Genomic DNA, 23507 nt, shown 5'->3' with positions numbered 1-23507 from the left:
GTAGGGACGTTGTATACAACGTCCCTACCGTTTGGGTGTGACTTACTGTTCCTCTACCAACTGCCACAGCGCATCAATTCCAGCGCCGATAAATTCTGTATCTTGGTATTGTTGCAACCACTGTTCGAGGGCGGGAAGAATAACATCGCTTTGTTTGCCTAATTCCCCCAAAGCATTCGAGGTCAATAAAGGCTCCTGAAGGCATTCGAGTAAGGCTTCGATGACAGTGGGGTTGCTGTTTCCCAATTTCCCCAAAGCTTCCGCAGCACTCCAGCGCAAGCTTGAATCCTTATCTTGGAGGCAGGAGAGTAAAGCTTTGATGACAGCAGGGTTGCTGTTTCCCAAATTCCCTAAAGCATCCGCAGCACTCGAGCGCAAGCTTGAATCCTTATCTTGGAGGCAGGAGAGTAAGGCTTCGATGACAGGGGGGTTGCTATTTCCTAATTTCCCCAAAGCTCCCGCAGCACTCGAGCGCAAGCTTGAATCCTTATCCTGGAGGCATTTGAGTAAGGCTTCGATGACAGGGGGGTTGCTATTTCCCAATTTCCCCAAAGCTCCCGCAGCACTCGATCGCACGTTTGAATCCTTATCCTGGAGGCATTTGAGTAAGGCTTCGATGACAGGGGGGTTGCTGTTTTCCCAATTCTGCAAAGCTTCCGCAGTCTTCCAGCGTACGAGTGGATGCTCATCTTGGAGGCATTTGAGTAAGGCTTCGATGACAGTGGGGTTGCTGTTTCCCCAATTCTGCAAAGCTTCCGCAGTCTTCCAGCGTACGAGTGAATGCTCATCTTGGAGGCATTTGAGTAAGGCTTCGATGACAGCGGGGTTGCTGTTTCCCAATTTCCGCAAAGCTTCCGCAGCACTCGAGCGTACGAGTCGATGCTCATCTTGGAGGCATTTGAGTAGGGCTTCGATGACAGCAGGGTTGCTGTTTCCCCAATTCTGCAAAGCTTCCGCAGTCTTCCAGCGCACCCTTGGATCCTTATCTTGGAGGCATTTGAGTAGGGCTTCGATGACAGCAGGGTTGCTGTTTCTCAATTTCCCCAAAGTATTCGCAGCCCTCCAGCGCACGCTTGAATCCTTATCCTGGAAACAGGATAGCAAGGCTTGAATAGCAACCTCTTCTTCGCCAAGAGCGGCTTGATATTGTTGCAATCTACTCTTACCAATCTCACTTTTTCTCGCCTTCAACAACTTCAGCGCCTGTCCTTCCAACTCCGTCTCGCCCAACTTGCAGAGAACTTTAAAAACCTGCCCTCCAACCTTCCACCCAACTCGCTTATCCACCTCCAACGCCACCAAACGCTGCAAAATCTCCCCCACCAACGCCCCATCCGCCGCTAACAATCCCTTGGAAAATTCTCCCAAACAACGACTGGCAAACAGCAAATCGTGATGCAGCCAGCATTCGTACTCGCTCCCCCGTTCCAGAATCGCGCGAATCGCTCGAATTGCCTTCTTCGGTTTCTGCTGGGCGACGAGCAAAAGCAAAACTTCCTGCCAGTGCGGGTCGTGCAGGTGTTCTTGGATGTGTTCGATAACGACCTCAAAATCCTCCTCGTCATGCCGATACTGGATTTCTTGGGCGCAGAGATATTCCTGAAAGGTTTTATGGACGAAGGCGTAACAATCTTGTCCCTGTTCGTTGAGCAATCCGGTTCTGTCTCGCACTAAAGTTATAAACCGCTTCGCTTCCTCCGCTGCTTTATACCGCTCCACGCCCGCCACCTGCTTGATTTCGGCGGTCAACTGCTCCAGTAACTCGTCTCGGTCAATCAGCGTACCGCCCTCTGCGTCGCCGGTTCCGCCTTGGCTGTGAATCCAGTAGGCGAGGCGTTCCATCAACCGCCGCACGTCGTCTAAGTTGAGATATTTCAGGGATTTTTCGCTGCTGATTTCTTTGTTTGCATCCCAAGCGGTTATCAGGGTTTCGACAGCTTTATCGTAGAGTTTGTGGCGATCGCGCGGTAAAATCGCCTGGTAGCGGTGAATCAGCACGATAATCGTTAGCAGCAGGGGGTTGCTTGCCAATCGCGTCAGGCGTTCGCTCTCTTCCAGCGCTTTCCGCAGGCTGGCTTTGCGCCGTTCGGCTTCGCGCGGGTCGGGAAAACGGCTATTGTACCACTGGTCGATAAAGACATCGATTTTTTCCTTATCGAAGGGCTGCAACTCGAAGTGGGGAAATTCTGCGGTGCCAAAAAAGTCGCGACGATATCCCGCCGGACGCGAGGTAATCAGGGCGCGATTGCTGCCAAATTGCTTTAAAAAACACTCGATGCGTTCCACGACTTTGTACCGTTGCGCTTCGTTGGCGACTTCATCCAACCCATCGAGCAAAATCAACGCGCGCCCGTCCTCAAGCCAATGCTGAAAGAATCCGGCAGGCAAAGTTTTCACGCACAAACTTTTCTCGGCATTCTGTTTGAGGTAGTCGAGGATGCTGAGGTCTTGAAAGCGTGCAAGGTCGCGAATGCGAATGGGAACGGGCAAGATATCGCGCTGGGGGTCGAATCCGAGTTCCTTAATTTCATCCTGCCAATTGCGAGCAAAAACGGTGACAAAATACCCCGTCAGCGTCGTTTTTCCAGAACCGGGCGCACCCAATAAAACGGCTTTGCTGCCGCGTTTAATGAGTTCCCGCGCCGAATATTTTACGGTGCTGGGATTTTCGAGCATCGCGCGCTGTCGCTGTTCTTCCCACAATTGCGCCTGACGGTCGGGAAACGTTTCTAACAAGCGCTCGAAGCGGTTCGCTCGCCCTTCCTCCATAACATCAGGCATGACGAAGATTTCGGCGAGTTGGGCGCATTTCTCGCTTTCTTGACCGGCAACGGGCATTCCGGCAAATTTTACATCGTCGTACTGTTCGCACAGTTGCCGCAGATAGTCTTCCTTTGCAACCTGAAATTTTAAGTAAGTGCTAGTTCCCTGGAAATAATGCTTGACAAATTCCTGGAGCCATGATTCGATTTCCGCAGTTTGTAAGTCGATTTTGTCGTTTTTATCAGCCGATCGCGCGAACTCTTTTGCCAAGTATGCGACATCGGGCAAATCGCCGCCGATCAAGGGTTTGCCCAACTCATTTAACACCCCTTCGCCACTCAAAAACTGCTGGAGGAAGCGATCGACGAAATCCGGTTCGGAGCGGTAAAAGAGCGATTGTTCGGGCGGTAGAGTGGCTTCGCGATCGCGGGCGGCAACAATTCCGGCGCGAATGGCTTTTTCAACTTCGCTCGGATTCAATTTGGTTTGTACGGTTTTAACGGCAAGGGGTGCCACCGCACTGGCTACCGAACTGGCGAGTTTTGCGATCGCGATTTCCATAAAGTTCCGGATTTAACCAATCCATTGCATTAGCTCGCCATGAAGTCACTCGTAACAATTTTGTCCGTCCTTATGTCTGTTCGGCGTAAATTTTGTAAATTAATCCCAACCACATTCAAGATACTGACTGTTGACCCATCCTTCAATGCCATTGACTCGCTGGTTAGGACCGCGAACTACGCGAACATAATACCAAGAAGTATCTTGACTGCGAATAAACCGAACTACATTATCATTATTTAGCCCAGCTATTGCTTGTCCATTCGGGCTACGGCGAACTGCTAACTGTCCCCGTTCAATTCCTACAACTAAACAATGAACAACTGGATTAGCTTGGGCAATAGTTTGATTGAATTCTGTTTGCGATCGGGCTTGAGTACCTGTTGCAGTAGTAGTTAAACTCAGAGTTGCGAGCGCACTTGTGGTGAGACTCAGAATAGTTCTGGCGTGTCTTTTCATGGTAATACTATCTTTTCATGGTAATACTATCCGCGATCGGCGAACAAACTTAGCCATAAGGTGAATGACACTCTAAGATTGCTTTAACACTGTCTACGGCTCCCTTAACGGCTGCTATTTCAAGAAATGGCTGTAAAGGAATTGTAATGCCTGTGATTGAAGCTCCTATCCCTAGACCAGCAATAACTTTAGTAACGATACCAGTAATAGCGCTGGGTAAGGCAACTTTCGCGAGAAGCCCTCCGGTTCCCAAAGTAATTGCAGTCGATCCAGCGGTTGAAATTAAGACAACCAGTCCCCCTAATATACCGATAATTAAAGTCAATTCTGCTGCACCAATGGGCTTGCACATTAACGCTGCTGAAGTCTCAGATTCAGCAAGGAAGAAAGTCAAATGAGGCAAATAGAATAGATTCATGGATTTCAGAATGAGATGTTTAACTTTGCTGAGGCTTGATGGCTCCAGCTTTGAGACATTTTTTGTGAGATTGTATCTGCGAATCGGTGGTAGATCGACATTGCCAACGACCATTATCTGTCAGTAACCAATAATAGCCATGACTTGGCTCTCCTACCGCTTTCGTAGCCAGTGCGGGCTGAGCAATTGTCCAGATTAGACAACCAGCAATAACGCAGAGAAGGATTCGTTTAATTGTTTGCATAATCGGCTCGTTCAAATAAATGCACATCGTCGGTTATTGCGATCTGCCATGCCCAGACTGAGTAATATTACTCTATTGAAACTCCGAGCTATTTTTTGTCATCGAAAGAAATTTCGTACTTTATTCTGACTTCGCCAAAGCAATCGCTGGAAGTCAATACTGACGCTTATTACGGAGCATTTAATGGAACGATTGGACTCATCACAATGCGCTGTTACTCATTATAAATTTACCGACTCCACGATCGTCAAGGTTTTTGCAATAATTGGGGTAGTTTTTCTAAAATATTAAATATATAAAGCAGAGATAAAGCGATCGCGGGTTATCCCTCGCCCCTAATGATTCCTAACTGAAGCAACGTCCAACTCCCAAAAACCGATAATGGTTCAAACTTCCTCAAAAACCGAGCTTCCCCCGCCGTTTCCCGACCATACCCAACTTCCTGAAGAAGACGGTACATTTGTGAAAAATTTCCAAGAACATCCCCAAAGTTTGCTTCTTACCGATTCAATCGGCCCGCTCCTGCAACAGCAGCATCCGGACGGACAATATGCAATAGGTCAAGATTGCGGGATTTATTGGCGCGAAACTGACCCCCCAGAAAAAGGAGCCGAAGCGCCCGATTGGTTTTATGTTCCTGGAGTGCCGCCCCTTCTCAATGGCGAAATTCGGCGTTCTTACGTCTTTTGGCGAGAGTATCGAACTCCTTTGATTGCCTTAGAATTTGCCAGCGGTAATGGTGCTGAAGAGCGGGACAGAACGCCATTAGGAGCCGTTCGCGATGGGGTTACTCTCCGCCCGGGTAAATTCTGGGTTTACGAACAAATTATTCGCATTCCTTACTACGGAATTTATGAAATTGCGACGCAAAATTTGGAGGTGTATCGCTTAGTCGATGTTGCTTATCAGCGCTTAACGGCAAATGCTAGGGGACATTACGAAATTTCTCCTTTGGGAGTCGAATTGGGACTTTGGGAAGGAAGTTATCAAAATCAAAGCCAATGTTGGTTGCGGTGGTGGGATAGCGAAGGCAATCTCCTGTTGATTGGGGACGAGCGCGCGGAACTCGAACGCCAACGAGCAGAAAGCGAACGTCAAGAAAAGGAAATTGCCCAAGCTCAACTCAGAGAATGCGCTCTCAATTTGTTGCAAGCGGGGATGGAGATTGAAACGGTGGCGCGGATGACGGGATTGGAGATAGAATCGATCGCCGCGATCGCGGACAATAAGTAGGAGCGTTACCTACCGCCCCCGTACCTATGCCAACCTCTCGAGATATTTTAATCCTTTCTAACGGCCCCGGCGAACTCACCACTTGGGTCAGACCGACCGTTAAAGCCTTAAGACAGCAATTGGGTGAAGATCGAGAAGCGGTGAGAATTTCGCTGATTCTTTCGCCTTGTCCGAATGCGACGGGAAAGGAAGAAGCGATCGCGCGTTCTTACTCAGAAATCGATCGCGTTCAAAGCGCTAAGCATTTTTTCCCCTTCCTGCTTTGGGGCAAAACCGCCGAAAATTGGGATTGGCGAGAGCAAGGAGTCATATTATTTTTAGGCGGCGATCAACTTTTTCCCGTCATCGTTGGCAAGCGTTTGGGCTACAAAATTGCTATCTATGCAGAATGGGAGGCGAGATGGTGGCGATGGGCGGATAGTTTCGGCGTAATGAACGCACAAACCCAACAGCAAGTCCCCGAACCCTATCGCCAGAAAGTTACGGTAGTCGGCGATTTAATGGCTGAAGCGGGGAGGGGTGGAGATGGGGGACTGGGGGACGGGGAGACGGGGAGATGGGGAGACGAGGCAATTGAACAAGGCTTCACGATTCGCAATCCACGATTTACGAACGAAACTGTCGGATTACTGCCGGGATCGAAGGATATGAAACTACGAGTTGGGGTTCCTTTAACCTGCGCGATCGCGGAACATCTTAACAAAAAACGCCCTCAAACTCGCTTTATTCTCCCCGTCGCCCCAACCATCGATTTACCCACCCTCGCCCGCTACGCCAACCCCCAAGAAAATCCCGTCGTTGCGAATGCAGGCAATATTAGTGCCGAATTAATAACCCCAAAAGATGACATCCCTTATCTCAAAACCGCAGGCGGTACTCGCATTGATTTAATAACCGAATTTCCGGCTTACGATGCCCTGAAAAACTGTCAGCTTTGTGTGACAACCGTTGGAGCTAATACCGCAGAACTCGCCGCCTTAGCCGTCCCGATGTTAGTCTTGCTGCCCACGCAACAACTGGATACCATGAAAGCGTGGGATGGAATTATCGGCATCCTGGTTAATTTACCCGGCGTGGGTTCGGCGATAGCGCGGGTGGTGAACGGAATTGCCGTTCGACAAACGCAAAAGCACAAACGCTTGTATGCTTGGCCGAATATTTGGGGAAAGCGGGAAATTGTGCCAGAATTGTTGGGACGATTGGAAGCAGAGGAAGTGGCAGCGCTAGCCAGAGGATACTTAGAACATCCAGAACGATTGCAAGTGATGAGCAATGCTTTGCAAGAAGTTCGGGGAGAAGCGGGGGCTGCTAGGAAGTTAGCGGAAATTACTCAGAAGTTGCTCGGGTAAAAATTTTAACGCGCGATCGCCAGATAAGGGCAACGCGCGATCGCAGAATCCGCTTCCCGGATCGCTAAAAAAGCGTACAATAGATCGTTCATGCCCCGATCGCACAGGAGGTTTTTCATGGGCCGCAGATGTCAATTAACCGATAAAAAAGCAAACAACGCCTTCGCTGTTTCCCACTCCCACCGCCGTACCCACAAACTCCAGCAAGTTAACCTGCAATGGAAGCGCGTTTGGTGGCCGGAGGGCAATCGCTGGGTTAGACTTAAACTTTCTACCAAAGCGATTAAAACGATTGAGAAGAAAGGTTTGCAAGCAATGGCGAAAGAGGCAGGAATTAACCTCAATCAATATTAAACGGTCGTTCGCACGGCACTACCCTTACACAAAATTTGCAACCCTCCGCGAAGCACATTCTTAATGGACGGCTTCGCGGAATTTACCAATGGGACGGTAAGCGGGATTTCTGCTCTCCCGTCATTAACCCTCCCAATCGATTATTCTTCCTTCACTTCGAGCTTATAGCAGGGAATAACATCGGCTAAGAGATTATTAAAATTTTCACTGCTGTAAACTTCTAACTTCGCATCTCGGGTTGCTTCAAACAGTAGGCGCTGACCCGGAAATACGACTCGTTCCCAGTAGTTATGGCTTATATTCGCAATTCGCAACACTTGGACGGAGTGCGACTGATTGCTATAGAAGCAGAGCAAAGAATCTCGACTCGAGGTAACGGCATCTTCACGGGATAGGTATGTTTGAATCATTTTTTTTAGATGTATGCTAAAAGTGAACTCAGTTAAAAAGTGCGATGCTTTTCTCCCTAGGGAGACCAAGCGTTCGCACGTTGGTAAATGCACCAGCACCAGAGCGCCGGAGAAACAGTGTATCGTTGGACACTTCATCTCTGCCGGAGCATTGCTACTGCAATGCAGTTAAGAATATTAGTTATTCAACTTTTATTCTAGCTTCATTCAACCGGGACAAACAAACTGACCGAAAATGCTGCGTTTTTTATCGCTGAGGAAAAGCCAGCAAACGATAATATTCATCCCGAACTCGGCGATAGCATTCACAAGCTTTCGTTTCCAGTCCTAAGACTGCTAAAATTTCAATGCGATCGGCTTGATAGCGCAGGATACCGCACTGTTGGAGGGATTGAAGGGCAATAATCGCGCTTTGAGTTTGGATTCCCAGTAAATTGGCAATAAAGTCCAGGGATAAAACCAATTCATCTTGTAATGCGCAATCCCGCGCCCAGAGCAACCAACGCGCGACTCGCTGTTCCGTGCCGTGCTGACCGTTACAAATGGCAGTTTGGGAAACCTGAGTTAAAAAGGCTTGGGTATAGAGGAGCAGTCGCTGTCGTAATTGTTGGCTGCGCTCGAACTCCCGTTTGAGGAATTCTGCTTCTAATCTCAGCGCGCTGCCTGCAATTTGCACGATCGCATGATTGGTTGTCAAGTTGCCGCCTAAAAAAGCGGGAAAGCCCACAACTCCTTCGTGGCCGATTAATCCCGTTTCGCTGGTCGCTCCATTCTCCAAAATCGTAACGAGGGAAATTAATCCTGCTGTCGGGAAATAAACAGCGGAAATAGGTTCGCCCGGTGCATGAAGAAGTTGCTGGGCAGAAAGTGTTACTCGTTCTAAATAGGGCGCGAGGCGTTCGTACTCGGCGGCCGTTAGAGTTGCAAGTAACTGATTGACTGGAATTCGCTCGCCTTCGGACACGGTAGGTACCAATTTTTTAGGGTTGGAGACAGACAAAAATATTGCCGTTCAGTACGCAATCGTACAGAAAAAGCCATACATCTGACAAGAGTAGGGTGCATCAGTCCGAGGCAAAAGACGGGCCTACATTCAAACTGAAAAGAATGTAGCCAATCATACTTTAATGAAAGAAATAGTTTATGTAATTATAGCAGTGTATTCGTTATCGTTAGGGGTTGTAGATTTCAGTAATAAGCGCTCGAATTCAGATTTAGTAAGCCGATAACATTCGCAAACTTTGGCTTCTAAAGCCGAACGGTCGAGAATTAAAATCCGACCGCGAGTGTAGCGAATAATACCAGAATCTTGGAGTGCGATCGCGGCTTCGGTGATACTAGCGCGACGTACCCCCATCATTTCTGAGATTCTTTTCTGGGTCAATTGCAACTCCGGTTGCCCGGTACAATCGCTGAGAAGCAGCAACCAACGTGCGAGTCGCTTGTCGATTTCGTGATGAGAGCGACAGGAAGCTGTTTGCGCAATTTGAGTTAAAAGCGCTTGGGTATACAGCAGAAGGAGTCGGGAGAATTTTTCGCTGCGAGCGTACTCGTTCTTGAAAACGGTTGCATCGACCTTAAAAGCTAAACCTGCCGTCTGAACTACGGCTCGATGGACAGTGGATTGACCGCCGAGAAACACGGGGAGACCGACGAAACCTTCTCGACCGACAGTCGCGATCGCAGAAGTCGTCCCATTTTCCATTGGCGAGAGTAGAGCAATGGCTGCTCCCGCCGGAAAATAAACCTCTGATATGGGATGTCCCGCTTCAAACAACACTTGACCTGGAACCAGTGAGGTTTGTTCGAGATGAGGTGTAAGACGTTGGCGATCGGCTTCGGGCAATGCAGAAAGTAAAAGATTTGCGAGCATAGGATGAGCTTCGGTCTCGGGCATAGGATATTTGCAATCCTAAAGGTTGAATAAAACGATATACTAAGCTTATATTGCTACAATTCCCGATTTTCAATCGAAAGTTACAACCTTTAAATGATTCAATGTATTGGTTAAATTATTATCGAATATAGAAAAAAAACATACTGTTACTTCCCTCACTCTTTTGAAAATTCTGAAGCGAAGTTATCAGAGAAATCTAGCAGATAAAATTACTGATGAAGGAAGACGCTCTTTCCGAGTTTGTACTGAAAACCTTCAATAACGAGTTGTATATTGACAAGTCAAAATAGCAATGTCAGAGCCTCCAAAACTCCTTTTAGTTGATGACGAACCCGGCTTGCGGATAGCCGTTCAAGCCTATCTCGAAGATGATGACGAATTTTCCGTACAAGTCGCAGCCAGTGCTGATGAAGCTTGGGCGCTGATGGAGAAATCACCGCCAGATTTAGTGATTTCAGATATTATGATGCCTCAAGTTAGCGGCTATCAGTTTCTCGATCGCTTGAGAGCCGATCCGCGTTTTCAAGCCCTCCCCGTAATTTTTCTAACCGCTCGAGGGATGACAGCCGATCGCATTGTCGGCTACGAAGCGGGTTGCGATGCTTATTTACCCAAACCGTTTGAACCCGAAGAATTGGTTGCGATTGTTCGGAATTTGCTCGCTCGTCGCAACGCGGCTGCTGCTACCGATAGCGATAACATCAAGCTCGAACAGATCGAACGCGGGATTAAGGAAATTTTAGTAACGCTGGGCGGCGCATCGGGACTGCCTCAGACGGTTGCCAAAAGCGAGATCGAGCTAACGCCTCGCGAGCAAAGCGTTTTGGATCTAGTCGCTAAGGGCTTGATGAACAAAGAAATCGCCCGACAGTTAAACACGAGCGTTCGTAATGTCGAAAAGTACGTCAGCCGCTTGTTTGGCAAAACAGGGACTTACAGCCGCACCGAATTGGTTCGTTTTGCCCTCGAGCGCGGACTGACGCATTGAGGGGCAGGCAGTTGCCAAGATGGGGGCGGATCGAGCTAAGATGCGTTTAAGTCCTCTCCGTTGTAAGATGTTCGAGCCTCGTTTGCGTCCAGTACGACAGTTACAAATTGCCCTGTTGCTGCTCGGACTGTTTTTTATTGCCGAAGCGATCGCGGCGTGGTTCAGTCATAGCGTCTCTGTGGCTGCCGATGCCAGTCACGTTCTCTCGGATGTCGGGGCGTTAAGCATTACTTTGGTGGCGACGCGCCTCGCTCGCCGCCGCGCTAATACTCCATCCCGAACCGAACTGTTGGCGGCTTCGATTAATGCGTTGCTGCTGTTAGGCTTGGCGGGGTGGCTGGGTTGGGAAGCGATCGCGCGCCTCGATACTCCTCACCCGGAACTCGAAGGACTGCCGATGCTCGTCATTGCGTTTTTGGGATTGGGGATTAATGGCTGTAACGTTTTGGGGCTGTATCGCTGTAGTTGCGGCGATCTCAACTTGAGAGGAGCATTTTTGCACGTCGTAGCGGATTTAGTCGGTTCGGTGGGAACGATTCTGGCTGCGATCGCGGTCGCTTGGTTGCATTGGGATTGGGCGGATGGCGCGATCGGTTTGCTCGTCTCCGGCGCGATCGTACTGCTTTCAGTGCCTTTAACGTTCCAAAGTTTGCGGTTATTGCTTTCTGGCGTTCCGCCCGCCCCCATCGCTCCGAGTTGCAGTGCAGTAGAAGAAAGCCGCGAAGTTGCCGAAAAGCTTCTATTTCCCTCCTTAGAAAGCCTTATTCGTAATTCGTAATTCGTAATTCGTAATTCGTAATTCGTAATTTCCCCATTCATCATTCATCATTCATTATTCATTATTTAAAATGTCCGATCTTCAACAAAAAATCCAAAAATTTTACGATGCTTCAAGCGGATTGTGGGAACAAGTTTGGGGCGAGCATATGCACCACGGCTATTACGGTAGGGCAGGCAACTACAAACTCGAACGCCGACAAGCTCAAATCGATCTGATTGAAGAACTCCTCGATTGGGCGAACGTTAAAAACCCCACTCAAATTCTCGATGCGGGGTGCGGGATTGGCGGCAGTACCCTGTATCTCGCGCAAAAATTCAAGGCTGACGCGATCGGAATTACCCTCAGTCCCATCCAAGCCGCTAGAGCCTCGGAAAGAGCGCGCGAGGCAAATTTAATTCAAAATGTCCGATTTGAGGTCGCAGACGCGCAGCAAACCCCTTTTCCTGACGAAAGTTTCGACCTGGTATGGTCGCTAGAAAGTGGCGAACATATGCCCGACAAACGGCAGTTTTTGCAGGAGTGCTATCGGGTGCTGAAACCGGGCGGAAAGCTGATTTTTGCGACGTGGTGCCACCGTCCGACAACTTCCCTCGCGGGGGAGTTAACCGCCGACGAACAACGGCATTTAGCAGAGATTTATCGCGTGTACTGCCTGCCTTACGTTATTTCTTTGCCCGAGTACGAACAAATCGCGGTAGAGTGCGGTTTTCGGGAGTTACGCGCCGATGATTGGTCGATCGCGGTGGCTCCTTTTTGGGATAAGGTGATTGAATCCGCGATCGCGCCTGCTGCCATTCTCGGTGTTTTGCAAGCAGGCAAAGAAACCCTAGAAGCCACACTCTCGCTCGATCTGATGAAACGGGGTTACGCGCGGGGATTGATTCGTTTTGGGCTGTTATGCGGCGTGCGTTAATTAAATAAACTCGATAGAACTCTTAATGTTCTGTGGTACAAAATGCGATTTAAATCGCGCATTCCTCGATACTTTCAATCTCTGTCCCTTCCGAAGAAGAAACCGCAGCGAGCGAAGAAACACCCCCTAAATTATCGATCTAAATTATCGATTTTCGTCAGGGCTTGCTCGATTTTCCAACCGATATCGGGGTCTGCTGAGGGAATGCCCAACGCTGTTTTAGCCGCTTTAAGTTGTCGGTAAATCGACCATTGCGCCAACCATCCCAATTCATCGGCGGGAGGGCGATCGCGTGCGGTAAAATCGAGTTCGTATTGACCGGAACGATAATTGCTGTGGGTGCGTTCGTAGGTTTTGAGGTAGAGATAATAAGGAAAAAGACAAGCAACGAGAAACGGATCGATTTGCTCGCAAAAGTGCCGTACTGCTAGGGTAGCAGAGACGGGAAAAGGGGCGTAGTGTTGGTTAACAAACCAATCCATATACTTAACCGTTTCTCCGAATGCGTCGGGATTCGACGAGGTTCCAAACGCGATCGCGTTGCAAGTTTTATCGAATAAATTTTCTAAAAAGACGGCATTGTATTCCGCCCAACAAACCGCATCTCTTTCGCCGCGCGGCAACCAAAACATATTATCGTTAGCCGCAATAATCAGATGCACGAGATCGTGAGAAGGATCGGTACAAATCTCCCCGAAGCCTTCAATCGCTACGTCGTTGCAAGCAAAACGCTGTTGGTTCGGACTCCAAAAAAAACTGAGTTTTTTGCAGGAATTGATAACAAGAGAATCCATCGGCTTCTAAAATTACACCCTGAAGGTGAACGAGCAGCGATCGCTCCCATTTTACCGTTAGAATATACCGTCGCCCAATCCTAGGAGAGACATAAGAGAGGGAAAACCAAGTCTTTTGAGCGCTTCCGAACGGGTAACATTAAATCAAATCCATCTGACCGCGAAAACCCGTAATAATTCGACTGCCATCCTTGAGAATATGAATTTCCATTTGGTCGCTTGCCCAAGTAATGCGATCGGCGAAGGCAGGATTCAAAATGCGAACTTTTTGGTTGCGAGAAGAAACGGGAGAATCGGGCGAATGGATCGCTAAAGATTCGACATAAGGGCCATCGATTAAAATATCCAGTTGTTCGAGCAATTCTGCCGCGCCGGGAGGTGCATCTGCGGCTTGCAACTGCGGTAAGGTAAAGCCGGTGAACGACATGACGTTCAATCCTTTAGCTTTTAAAATTTTAGCCAGTTCTGCTAGAGCGATTGCTTGCCAGAAGGGTTCGCCGCCGGAAAAGGTTACGCCTTCGTTATTGGGGTTGCTTAAGATTTTTTCGGCGAGTTGGGAAATTGGGATTAACTGATTGGTTTCAAACGACCAAGAAGCAGGGTTAAAACATCCGGGACATTCGCGGGCGCAACCTTGTACCCAAACGACGGCGCGACTGCCCGGGCCGTTCACTTCCGACTCATCAACATAGCCCATAATATTGAGATAGTCGGGGGCAATTACCGTTTCGGGGGGGAGAGTTTGATTCATTGTTCTTCACTCCGCAAAGCGATCGGTCTTTTCTCTACTCTAGTACGAGCAGAGAGCGATCGCGCTTCTCTTAAAATTAATGCAATACTCCCTCGTTGGAGTTTTATCGCTCGATCGCATCCCATCCTAACGCCGTTCTACCCCCAATCCGGGCAGATCGTTCGGAACCAAGCGCCCGTCCTGCAATTGCGCGCCGATAAAAGGATCGTCGAGTAGGTTGAGATGGCTGTCTAAATCTAAAAAGTCGGCGAGGGGCGAGAGGTGGGACATTGCCGTATTCGCCAAACTGCTATCGGAGTAGCACCCATACATCAGTTGCAAACCGCACGCTTTAGCCGTATGAATCGCGCGTAGCGTTTCGCTCAAACCGCCTGTTTTCATCAGTTTGAGGTTAACGCCGCTGGTACAGTGGGCTAAATGGGGAATATCTTGGCAATGAAAGCAGCTTTCATCGACGAAAATAGGTAAAGGCGATGTCGCCAGCAACTCCGACAACTGCGCTTCTGCGCCCACGGGTAAGGGTTGTTCGAGATACTTCACGCCCCATTCCGCCAGCCATTCGCTCATTTGCAACGCCTCAGCCAGCGTCCAACCGCCGTTCGCATCGACGGTAAGTTCGGCATCGGGCGCTTCATCTCGCACTGCCAGAAACATAGCGCGATCGCGTTCCAATCCTTCAGGACTGCCCAACTTTATTTTAAGAATCTTTGCCCCCATAAAATCTTGCCACTGGCGCACCCGCTGTCGCGCCGCCTCTGGGGAGCTAATACCGATGGTAACGGAAATCGGGACGATGCGATCGCGGTTGAGTCCCCACAGTTTCCACAAAGGAAGATTGGCACGTTTTCCCAACCAATCGTGCAACGCCGTATCGATAGCAGCGCGCGTCGCCGATGATACCCGTTCTCGGTGCAATTGTTCTTCAATGTCCTGATGTTGGAGGGGATGATAAGATGCGAGTAAGGGCGCGATCGCGTTAACCTCCTCCACTAGCGCCGCTGTCGAAGGCAATACGCCCTGACGCACCGAAAACGGCGAAGCTTCCCCCCAACCTTCAATCCCGTCTTCTCGAGCTCTCAGCCACAAATTTGTATTTTCAGCCGTCGTACCGCGACTAATCGTTAACGGAAAGCGCTTGCGAACGGTAAAAGGTTCAAATAACAGTTCCATTGGCAATTGATAATGAATAATTGATAACTGATATAACGCTATCCCTGTGAAAACTGCTACATCAAGCGTATTTTTTAATTTTCAATTTCCAATTTTCAATTTTCAATTTTCAATTTTCAATTTTTAATTTTTAATTTCTAATTCCTAATTCTTCTACTGCCTCAATCGCCGTGCGAATTGCCCGTTCCACCGCTTTTTCTTTTTCCTCAACCACCACAGTTTCCGCCTCAACGCGATCGGCAACCACCGCGCAAACGCAAGCCGCCGCAAAGCCATAAACTCCCGCCATTTTAAACAGTGTCCCCGACTCCATCTCGTAGTTCAATATCCGTAAATTCCGATACTCTTCCGTAATTCCCCGGAGCCGCCGCAATAGATGAGGGTTAGCGGAAGACTCGCTGCGTTCCTGCCCTTCGTAGAATGTATCCACGGAAGCAGTAATACCGAGATGATAATCAATTCCCAGAGATTCCGCCGCGCGAACCAGAGCGACGGTTAAAAACGGATCGGCAGCAGCAGGATATTCAATCGGGGCGATATCGTTAGCGGCTCCCTGGCGACAGAGGGACGCTTGGGAAATCACGATACTGCCGGTGCGGATGTAAGGTTGAATCGAACCGCAAGTCCCGATACGAACGATCTGATTAATACCGACTTGGACTAACTCGTTTGCAACAATACTTAACGAAGGCGCGCCCATGCCGCTGGTAGCACAGAGAACGGGCGAACCATCGCTCAAAAATCCTAAATAGCTGTCCAGTCCTCGATTGACAGCAAGCGGACGCGCCCCTTGGAGATAGGATTCGGCGATGGAGCGGGTGCGGTTGCGATCGCCCGATAAAAAAGCCAGCCTCGGAGGAACGTCGCCCAAGTCCTCGCGGCTGAAGCCAATGTGATACTGTTTCACTTTCATTCGTAGTTCACCACTCACCATTCACCATTCACCATTCATAATTCACCATTCACCCCGCTTGTGCAAATTTTGTGAATTTTGTCAAATGGACAGCAGAGAAACTGACACACAAAGTTACGCAAAATTCGTCCTCCCCTTGAAAATGTAAACAAAAATAAACATTCTTGAGATTTTCAACGAACTCGCTCGGCTCGATAACAGCAGACTGAACTTCAAATTTCTTTACATTGGGAGCGACTGTGGTACTATTCTGCTGAACAGTTCGAGAGGACTCGGAATGATTCATTCATTGAATTCAGAAGTGGTAGAGGAGTAGGGAGTGCAAAATAGAATGCCTTCAAGCCGCGACGAAGCGACAGGACAGCGCAGTCAACCCAAGCCGATTCGCATCGGCGCAATTGGGGTGGGCAATATGGGACAACACCACGCGCGCGTACTGAGTCTTCTCAAAGATGTCGAGCTAGTTGGAATTTCGGATATCAATGTCGAACGAGGTTTAGCGATCGCAAGTAAGTATCGAGTACGTTTTTATGAGAACTATCTCGATCTCTTACCGCATATCGATGCCGTTTGTATTATCGTACCGACGCGCCTGCACTATCAAGTCGGCATGAACTGCCTCAAAGCTGGCGTTCATACCCTCATCGAAAAACCGATCGCGGCTAGTATTGCTGAAGCCGAAGCCCTTGTCAATGCTGCTGCCGAGTCCAACTGTATCCTCCAAGTCGGGCATATCGAGCGTTTTAACCCCGCCTTCCAAGAACTCACCAAAGTTCTCAAAACCGAGGAATTACTCGCCCTAGAAGCCCATCGCATGAGTCCTTACTCACAGAGAGCGAACGATGTTTCTGTGGTGCTGGACTTAATGATTCACGACATCGATCTTTTAATGGAGCTAGCTGCTTCTCCTGTCGTGAAATTAACCGCCAGTGGTAGCAGCGGTTCGGGGGCGGGATACCTCGACTACGTGACAGCAACCTTGGGATTCGCGAATGGTATGGTTGCCACCCTAACTGCAAGTAAAGTCACCCATCGCAAAATTCGGCGCATCTCCGCCCACTGCAAAAACTCGCTCACAGAAGCCGATTTTCTCAATAACGAAATTCTCATCCACCGACAAATCGAAGATAACGGTGCGGGCAATCTTGGCAAACTCATGTATCGCCAGGATGGCATTATCGAGAAAGTTTATACCAGCAACATCGAGCCACTCCATGCCGAGCTAGACCACTTTGTCAGTTGCGTGCGCGGCGGCAATCAGCCATCCGTCGGCGGCGAACAAGCCCTTAAAGCACTGAAATTGGCAAGTTTGGTCGAACAGATAGCGCTAGATGGCAAAGTTTGGCAGTCCAATACTTATTCGCCGATTGAAACGCCGGTACTAACTTTGTCCTCGAAGTAGTTCGTAATTCGTAATTCGTAGTTCGTAATTCGTAATTCGTAATTCGTAATTCGTAATTTGTAATTCGTAATTCGTAATTCGTAATTCGTAATTCGTAATTCGTAATTCGTAATTACCAATTGGGAGTTCGTAGTTCGCGATTCGGACAAGTCATTACGAATTTAGAATTCTCAATTACGAGTTGCCGCTTTCCGGCTGGACAATGGAAAATTCATGAGTGGCATTGAAGGAATAATGTTTCTTTCAGTGCCATTCTTAGTTAATTCGTAATTTTAAGAAACGATCGCGCTAACTAAGGCAGCTACATTTTCTCTCGGCGACCAAGTTTCCATGCGATCGCGGGCGGCGATGCCAATTTCGCGCAATTTTTCGCGCTGCGGTAAGTATTTAGCAAGAAGGTTTGCTAATGCCTCGATATCGTCGCAGGGATAAATAAAGCCAGTGCGATCGGGGATAATTAAATCGGCTCTAGCTCCAACGCGATCGCTCACTACCGCCGGACAACCGCACAACATCGCCTCAGCCACAACCATCCCAAAAGGTTCGTATTCCGAGGGCAAAACAAACAAATCTGCGGCACGATACGCCGCCGGTAACTGGCTTTGATTGAGAAATCCGAGGAATTTGACGCGATCGCGCATTCCAAGGGCTTCTGCTTCATTTTCTAACTCTCGGCGCTGCGGCCCGTCCCCCGCGAACAAAAGATAGCTATTCGGGACGCTAGCGCGAGCAAAAGCGCGCAGAAGATCGAGGGGGCGCTTCCAAGGCTGAAATTTGGCGCAAAAGAGAACAACGGAAGCATCGGGGGGAATTTCCCACTGTTGGCGCGCGGCGAGGGGATCGATGTTTTCTGCTGCGGAACGCCACCAATCGTTATCGACGCAGGAGGGCGTAAGAACGACGCGATCTTCTTCTACGCCAATACTCTCTAGGACTTGTTTGCCCAAACGATTAGAGGCAACGATGCGATCGCCGAGACGGTAAAGATAGGGGAGAATTTTGGGCTTGAGGCGCGATTTCCAGGAAGCGCGATCGCGCGGTGCAATACTGCTCATATCCGTACTAAAAATAAATCGTTTCCCGCGCAACTTTGTCGCCGCTGCTAAAATCCAGAAACTCGCATAAACATAACCCGTATAAGTAATCGCGCAGTCAAAATTGCCGCGCTTCATTAAATCCCATAACTCCCAATTCACCAGCCCCCAAAATCGATTTAAACCGGGTTTGGGGGAAGCATTCGCCAGTTCTACCCAAGGATATCCCGCCAGTAAGGGAATATCCCATTCTACCTGCACCCCAAACTCATCATCCAGCCCTAATTGTGCGCCCTGTAAATTGCAGAAAGCCACCAAAATTTCTAGATTGGGCTGTTGTGCTAGCAATCGGTAGACAGGAGTCATATACGGCATAGGCTTTGCCGCCACTAATAAAACTTTGTACTTTCTCGCTTCACAATTCATGTTTAAAAATTTTCCACCCACGCTGCTTGAGTCGAGTCACAGCGCGATCGGGTTCGAGAGTTGCTAAATAATTCGGCGGTTCCCAAGGGTGATTTTTGTCATAGCTTGAAGGGTAGAGAACGGGTTTCCAAAATCCTTTCCACAGCCGAAAAATCGAGTACCCTTTTTGCTCCAAAAATTGCATCGCCGCACTCGGATAAGATTGATGCTCTTCAAAGATAATATCGCGAATCCGATGTTGACTTAAAATTTGTTCCGCTCCTTGAAAGACATTAAACTCATGCCCTTCGACATCGATTTTCAGAACGCCGATCTCGGGCTTCGTACCTGCAAAAAAATCGTCGAGTCGCATCAGATCGACGGTGTAGCTTTGTAACGTTTCTTCATCGGCGGGCGCGATCGCGTCGGCTAAGGCCGCAGCAGAACGATTGTACTTCGGGATTTTCAGCGTACTCGAACCGGCGCGATCGGACAACGCTAAAGGAGATAACTGAAGATGCTGCCAACCCTGCGTCTCTTGCCAGTTTTTGACATTTTCTTCTAGTTCTCGATACACTTCTGGATTGGGTTCAAAGCAAATCACCTTTCCTTTCTCCCCCACTCGCGCCGCCATCAGACTGGCGACATAGCCGATATTTGCCCCAACATCAATCGTAATTTCACCCGGATCGATCAATCGCCAAAGTGTTTCTGAAAGACAGAGATCGTAGATCCCGAAGATGAATAAAGAGCGCTCGACAACTTCTCGAGGATAAGGATGAATCTTTAAACTCGCCTTCCAGGGTAAAACGATCTTTACTAATTCTTCAATTGATTGCTGTGGGGGATGAAGAAGGCGGCGATAAATTTGTCTCGGTCGTAGTAAATATTCGGGGCGGTTAAAATATTCGAGCGCTGGCATCCGGATGCTTTTAACAATAAGATTGCACAATCCCACTCCAGTTTATCAAAAACTCAAACGGTATGACTAGAGGGAATCGACTCTAATCGAGCTTATCTAGGCTATCCAAGAGCGGAAACTACTCGGACAATGACTTTTATTTTTTGAGAGAAAATACTGGAAATGCAGTTGATTTTAAAGGCTTGAAAAATCGCAACAGATCGCCTTATCCGAGCTAACGCTAGCCCCCTCTGGCAATTATCCGGCTCCCCTTTCAAATGACGCAAAGGGATTAAGGGAACCAACTGTTAGTCTTGAATTTTGAATTTCGCGCAGCAATCCCAGCCTCCCAATCGTCGAACATTGCACAAGAAAGATTAGGCAAAATGAGAACCCAAAACTTCAAATTCTGACTCCTTTAAAGACAAAAGTAACGGTTCTGCACTGTCTCGAGTTGGGTTTTCTTCTAAGCGAACAATCCAACGTCCCGATTCCTCTTCCTGCGCTTCGATATATCCCCGCGTCCCTTTTGCATATGCAGGGTACAGCACCCGAACCCAACTTCCAACTTTAACCATTCCTCAGTTTTACATACTCACAGCGATCTAGAGCATTTAACCATCTCTATAATGTACCTCGAACGCATCCGAGAGCGGGCCGCATCTTAATTTGGAACGTTAATTTTTTCGGCTTGGGGCAATGGTGTATAAGTTCCGCCTAACGCTTCGACGATCGCGCGAGTATTCGCCGCTAGCATCTTAATATAGGTATCGCCGTCACTTCCGGGCGCGCCGATGGAGTCCGCATAGAGGGATTGGGGCGCGATTTTTGTTCCTGCTTCTCGCGCCACAGCAGTAATCAGTTGCGGGTTAATTGTAGTTTCAGCAAAGATTGCGGGTACGCCTGCGGATTTGATAGTGTCGGCGAGGCGTTTGACGGTGCGGGCGCTGGGTTGTTCCTCGGTGCTAATCCCAATCAGAGTTCCAGAGATTTCTAAACCGTAGTCCCGAGCGTAATAAGCGAACGCATCGTGGGTTGTGATGAGTTTGCGTTGGGCGGGGGGAATCGTGGCAATTTGGATTTTAATCCAACTGTCGAGGCGTTGCAGTTCGGCGATGAGTTGGGCGGCGTTTTGAGTAAATATTTCTCGATCTTCGGGTGCGAGTTCGCTAAGTGTATCGCGAATCGCCTGCACCATCAGGATAGAATTTTGGACGCTACCCCAAACGTGAGGATCGGGCGCGCGCTGGGTTTGGATGGGCGTTGCGACTTCGCCGATGGCAACTTTTTTGGCTTTGAGTCCGGCTGCATCCATCAGGCGAATCAGCCCCGGTTCGAGATGGTAGCCGTTGTAAAGAATCAGGTTGGCTTTCTCGAAGGCGATACTGTCGGCGGGGATGGGTTCGTAGACGTGGGGATCGCTTCCGGGTTTGAGGATGCTGGTGAGGTGGATTTCGTCGCCGCCAATATCTTGGGTGAGGTTGGCGAGGATGGTGCTGGTGGCGACGACGTTGGGTTTGCCGTCGGGGGAAATGTTGGGCGCGGTGCGGGCGCTGCAACCGGCGAGGGCGAGGATTAATATCCCTCGGATGAGGGAGAACGCGGGTAGTCGGCGAACTGATAATAGGGAGGTGCGAGTAACAGCTATCATTTTTTTCATAATTCTGTCATAATTGTTATCATAATCTTTTCATTTTTACATTAAGCTGGGAAGAGTGAAGCAAAGGGAAGAGTGAAATGGAAGACAGTATGGCGATCGCGGTTCATCATCTCAGCGCGGGCTACCGCCAAGTCGAAGCCCTCAAAGATATTACGTTAACCGTGCAACCGGGACGGTTGACGGGGATTATTGGGCCGAACGGGGCGGGGAAAAGTACGCTGCTTAAGGCGATGTTGGGGCTGATTCCGACGGTAGGAGAGTCGGTACTGTACGGAAGCGAGCCGTTGAGCGATTGCCTCGATCGCGTAGCTTACGTGCCGCAGCGATCGCAAGTAGACTGGACGTATCCGGCGACGGTGTGGGATGTCGTGATGATGGGGCGCGTGCGCAAAACGGGGTGGTTTCGGCGCTTTTCTGGGGTGAGTCGTCGTAAGGCCGCAGAAGCGCTCGATCGAGTGGGAATGGGGGCGTATAGCGATCGCGCGATCGGGCAGCTTTCCGGCGGACAGCAGCAGCGCGTCTTTCTTGCCCGTTCCCTCGCCCAAGAAGCAGACGTTTTTTGCTTTGACGAACCCTTTGCGGGAGTCGATCGCAAAACCGAAAATATTCTTTTCCATATCTTTAAAGAACTCGCCGATGCTGGGAAAATCGTTCTCGTTGTCAACCACGATCTCGGCGAATCGATCGCGAATTTCGACGATTTAATCCTCCTCAACCGCGAATTAATTGCCGCCGGTCGCCGCCAAAGGGTACTCTGCGAAGATTATCTTTACCGCGCTTACGGTGGGAAAGTTGCATTTTTCTCAGAAGACAATATGCCGCTCGCTGCTTAGGCAATTGATAATTGACAATGGATAATGGATAACGAAGAAGTGTGAGTTATAGCCTGCATAACTCATCATTCATAATTCATCATTCACCCCCCATAACTCATAACTCACCCCTCATAATTCATAACTCACCCCCCATAACTTATAATTCATCATTCATAACTCATAATTCAAATGGTTTTGCTCGAACCCTTGCAATACGATTTCATGGTGCGATCGCTGGTGGTGGCGATTATGGTGGGCGCGCTTTGTGCGATTGTTGGCAGCTACTTGATGGTGCAGCGGTTGGCGTTGCTGGGGGATGCGATTAGTCATTCGGTACTACCGGGACTCGCGATCGCGTTTTTTACTGGCGCGAACTTATTCATCGGCGCATTTATCGCTGGAATTCTTAGCACGGTTTGCATTAACCTAATCCGGACGCGATCGAATCTCAAAGAAGATGCAGCAATGGGCATTGTTTTTTCTGCCTTCTTTGCCCTCGGAATTGCGCTCATTACAACGATTCAAAAAAACAATAAAATCGACCTCAATCACTTCTTATTTGGAAACATTCTCGGCGTAACACCGGCAGAGGTTCGCGATACAACCATTGTTGCAATTATTGTAATTTTTACAGTCACAATTCTCTACAAAGAACTCTTTTTTTATACTTTCGATAAACTCGGCGCGCAAGCCGTGGGTTTGCCCGTTCATCTGCTCGATTTATGCTTGATGATTTTAATCGGGATGACTATCGTTGCGAGTTTAAAAGCCGTTGGCGTGATCCTGGTGCTATCGCTTCTCGTTACCCCCGCCGCCACCGCTTACTTACTCGTCAAGCGCCTGCATCAAGTTATGATGTTAGGAGTTGCGATCGGGGTGATTTCTGGTATTAGCGGGATGTATCTCAGCTTTTTTGTCCAATATTTGCCCTCCGGGCCTGCGATCGTGTTAGTAGCAACCGGATTTTTTATCCTTGCTTTCCTCTTCAGTCCGACGCAAGGTTTGCTCGTTTCTACCCCCGCAACCCCGCGCGAGTCTCCCCTGTGGCGAGAGTTAAAAGGGTTGTTGGGAAAACGCAAAGGTCGTTTTCCTTCTTAACTGACCTTTTGCCCAAAATTTCACCACAATGATAACGAACTGATAGATTTATTGTGCTTGCATCGTAATAAATTCTTAGTGAAGTAGAAGTAGTACATTGACAAGCTTAAAATCGTGGGTAAGAGTTTATCGATCGCGCCGATGAGCAACCCCAACGCTAAGTATCGCATTAAACTGAGTCCCGAGCAACGCCA

Annotated in this window: 23 protein-coding genes; 9 read left to right on the top strand and 14 right to left on the bottom strand. The window is 48.9% G+C overall.

What is annotated here, in order from left to right; all coding sequences use genetic code 11:
* Positions 1-42 precede the first annotated feature (42 nt).
* The 3 genes from H6G50_RS13930 to H6G50_RS13920 all read right to left on the bottom strand — a co-directional run bounded on the left by H6G50_RS13930 (position 43) and on the right by H6G50_RS13920 (position 4315).
* Positions 43-3324 carry a HEAT repeat domain-containing protein gene (locus H6G50_RS13930; RefSeq protein WP_190717254.1) on the bottom strand — a complete coding sequence of 1094 codons (3282 nt, stop codon included), beginning with the start codon at positions 3322-3324 and terminating at the stop codon, positions 43-45.
* Positions 3325-3423: 99 nt separating this feature from the next.
* Complete coding sequence (locus H6G50_RS13925) at positions 3424-3783, bottom strand: SH3 domain-containing protein (protein ID WP_190717252.1); 360 nt, start codon at positions 3781-3783, stop codon at positions 3424-3426.
* 49 nt (positions 3784-3832) lie between these two features.
* Complete coding sequence (locus tag H6G50_RS13920; protein ID WP_190717250.1) at positions 3833-4315, bottom strand: hypothetical protein; 483 nt, start codon at positions 4313-4315, stop codon at positions 3833-3835.
* Between the two features lie 511 nt (positions 4316-4826).
* On the opposite strand from H6G50_RS13920, the gene H6G50_RS13915 reads away from it, so the two are divergent.
* The 3 genes from H6G50_RS13915 (at position 4827) to rpmB (ending at position 7381) form a co-directional block, all read left to right on the top strand.
* On the top strand, positions 4827-5678 hold the full coding sequence (locus tag H6G50_RS13915; RefSeq protein WP_190717248.1) for a Uma2 family endonuclease: 852 nt from the start codon (positions 4827-4829) through the stop codon (positions 5676-5678).
* Between the two features lie 26 nt (positions 5679-5704).
* The gene (locus tag H6G50_RS13910; protein ID WP_190717246.1) at positions 5705-7027 is read left to right on the top strand and encodes a lipid-A-disaccharide synthase; all 1323 of its coding nucleotides are present in this window, start codon (positions 5705-5707) and stop codon (positions 7025-7027) included.
* A gap of 117 nt (positions 7028-7144) precedes the next feature.
* Entirely contained in the window at positions 7145-7381 is a 237-nt protein-coding gene (gene rpmB, locus H6G50_RS13905; RefSeq protein WP_190717244.1) for a 50S ribosomal protein L28, read from the top strand.
* 140 nt (positions 7382-7521) lie between these two features.
* Here the strand turns inward: rpmB and H6G50_RS13900 are convergent, their stop codons facing one another.
* The 3 genes from H6G50_RS13900 to H6G50_RS13890 form a co-directional block, all read right to left on the bottom strand.
* Positions 7522-7791 (bottom strand): DUF1830 domain-containing protein, encoded by a 270-nt coding sequence (locus H6G50_RS13900; protein WP_190717242.1) that lies wholly within the window; start codon positions 7789-7791, stop codon positions 7522-7524.
* Positions 7792-8038: 247 nt separating this feature from the next.
* A complete protein-coding gene (locus H6G50_RS24565; protein ID WP_347239937.1) occupies positions 8039-8755 on the bottom strand; it encodes a Crp/Fnr family transcriptional regulator in 717 nt (238 codons plus the stop codon).
* A 177-nt stretch (positions 8756-8932) separates the two neighbouring features.
* Positions 8933-9688 (bottom strand): Crp/Fnr family transcriptional regulator, encoded by a 756-nt coding sequence (locus H6G50_RS13890; RefSeq protein WP_190717240.1) that lies wholly within the window; start codon positions 9686-9688, stop codon positions 8933-8935.
* A gap of 292 nt (positions 9689-9980) precedes the next feature.
* On the opposite strand from H6G50_RS13890, the gene H6G50_RS13885 reads away from it, so the two are divergent.
* The 3 genes from H6G50_RS13885 to H6G50_RS13875 all read left to right on the top strand — a co-directional run bounded on the left by H6G50_RS13885 (position 9981) and on the right by H6G50_RS13875 (position 12370).
* Positions 9981-10676, top strand: a complete 696-nt coding sequence (locus tag H6G50_RS13885; protein ID WP_190717237.1) for a response regulator transcription factor — start codon at positions 9981-9983, stop codon at positions 10674-10676.
* Between the two features lie 67 nt (positions 10677-10743).
* Positions 10744-11454 (top strand): cation diffusion facilitator family transporter, encoded by a 711-nt coding sequence (locus H6G50_RS13880; RefSeq protein WP_190717235.1) that lies wholly within the window; start codon positions 10744-10746, stop codon positions 11452-11454.
* A 70-nt stretch (positions 11455-11524) separates the two neighbouring features.
* Positions 11525-12370, top strand: coding sequence for a methyltransferase domain-containing protein (locus H6G50_RS13875; RefSeq protein WP_190717233.1), 846 nt, complete (start codon positions 11525-11527; stop codon positions 12368-12370).
* Positions 12371-12501: 131 nt separating this feature from the next.
* Here the strand turns inward: H6G50_RS13875 and H6G50_RS13870 are convergent, their stop codons facing one another.
* From H6G50_RS13870 to H6G50_RS13855, 4 genes are all read right to left on the bottom strand, one after another.
* Positions 12502-13164 carry a hypothetical protein gene (locus H6G50_RS13870; protein ID WP_190717231.1) on the bottom strand — a complete coding sequence of 221 codons (663 nt, stop codon included), beginning with the start codon at positions 13162-13164 and terminating at the stop codon, positions 12502-12504.
* A gap of 139 nt (positions 13165-13303) precedes the next feature.
* Positions 13304-13915 (bottom strand): 4Fe-4S single cluster domain-containing protein, encoded by a 612-nt coding sequence (locus tag H6G50_RS13865; protein WP_190717228.1) that lies wholly within the window; start codon positions 13913-13915, stop codon positions 13304-13306.
* Positions 13916-14041: 126 nt separating this feature from the next.
* Positions 14042-15085 carry a dipeptide epimerase gene (locus H6G50_RS13860; protein WP_190717226.1) on the bottom strand — a complete coding sequence of 348 codons (1044 nt, stop codon included), beginning with the start codon at positions 15083-15085 and terminating at the stop codon, positions 14042-14044.
* Positions 15086-15215: 130 nt separating this feature from the next.
* A complete protein-coding gene (locus tag H6G50_RS13855) occupies positions 15216-15992 on the bottom strand; it encodes a nucleoside phosphorylase (protein ID WP_347239936.1) in 777 nt (258 codons plus the stop codon).
* 337 nt (positions 15993-16329) lie between these two features.
* Between H6G50_RS13855 and H6G50_RS13850 the strand changes: the two genes are divergently transcribed.
* Entirely contained in the window at positions 16330-17400 is a 1071-nt protein-coding gene (locus tag H6G50_RS13850; RefSeq protein ID WP_190717222.1) for a Gfo/Idh/MocA family oxidoreductase, read from the top strand.
* A 272-nt stretch (positions 17401-17672) separates the two neighbouring features.
* Here H6G50_RS13850 and H6G50_RS13845 read toward each other — a convergent pair whose 3' ends face one another.
* The 4 genes from H6G50_RS13845 to H6G50_RS13830 all read right to left on the bottom strand — a co-directional run bounded on the left by H6G50_RS13845 (position 17673) and on the right by H6G50_RS13830 (position 21391).
* Positions 17673-18860: a glycosyltransferase gene (locus H6G50_RS13845; RefSeq protein ID WP_190717220.1), complete on the bottom strand. Its 1188-nt coding sequence runs from the start codon at positions 18858-18860 to the stop codon at positions 17673-17675.
* The gene (locus tag H6G50_RS13840) at positions 18850-19761 is read right to left on the bottom strand and encodes an FkbM family methyltransferase (protein ID WP_190717218.1); all 912 of its coding nucleotides are present in this window, start codon (positions 19759-19761) and stop codon (positions 18850-18852) included. The genes H6G50_RS13845 and H6G50_RS13840 overlap by 11 nt, the downstream gene beginning before the upstream one ends.
* A gap of 356 nt (positions 19762-20117) precedes the next feature.
* Positions 20118-20318 (bottom strand): hypothetical protein, encoded by a 201-nt coding sequence (locus H6G50_RS13835; RefSeq protein WP_190717215.1) that lies wholly within the window; start codon positions 20316-20318, stop codon positions 20118-20120.
* An 86-nt stretch (positions 20319-20404) separates the two neighbouring features.
* A complete protein-coding gene (locus tag H6G50_RS13830) occupies positions 20405-21391 on the bottom strand; it encodes a zinc ABC transporter substrate-binding protein (RefSeq protein WP_199302964.1) in 987 nt (328 codons plus the stop codon).
* A gap of 86 nt (positions 21392-21477) precedes the next feature.
* Between H6G50_RS13830 and H6G50_RS13825 the strand changes: the two genes are divergently transcribed.
* Both H6G50_RS13825 and H6G50_RS13820 read left to right on the top strand, forming a co-directional pair.
* Positions 21478-22233 (top strand): metal ABC transporter ATP-binding protein, encoded by a 756-nt coding sequence (locus H6G50_RS13825; RefSeq protein WP_190717211.1) that lies wholly within the window; start codon positions 21478-21480, stop codon positions 22231-22233.
* Positions 22234-22404: 171 nt separating this feature from the next.
* Positions 22405-23313 carry a metal ABC transporter permease gene (locus tag H6G50_RS13820; RefSeq protein ID WP_190717209.1) on the top strand — a complete coding sequence of 303 codons (909 nt, stop codon included), beginning with the start codon at positions 22405-22407 and terminating at the stop codon, positions 23311-23313.
* Positions 23314-23507 lie beyond the last annotated feature (194 nt).

Origin of the sequence: Oscillatoria sp. FACHB-1406 (assembly GCF_014698145.1) — a bacterium.
Taxonomy (GTDB): domain Bacteria; phylum Cyanobacteriota; class Cyanobacteriia; order Cyanobacteriales; family Spirulinaceae; genus FACHB-1406.
Note: the sequence above shows the minus strand (reverse complement) of the source record. Positions and strands in the feature narration are given on the sequence as shown.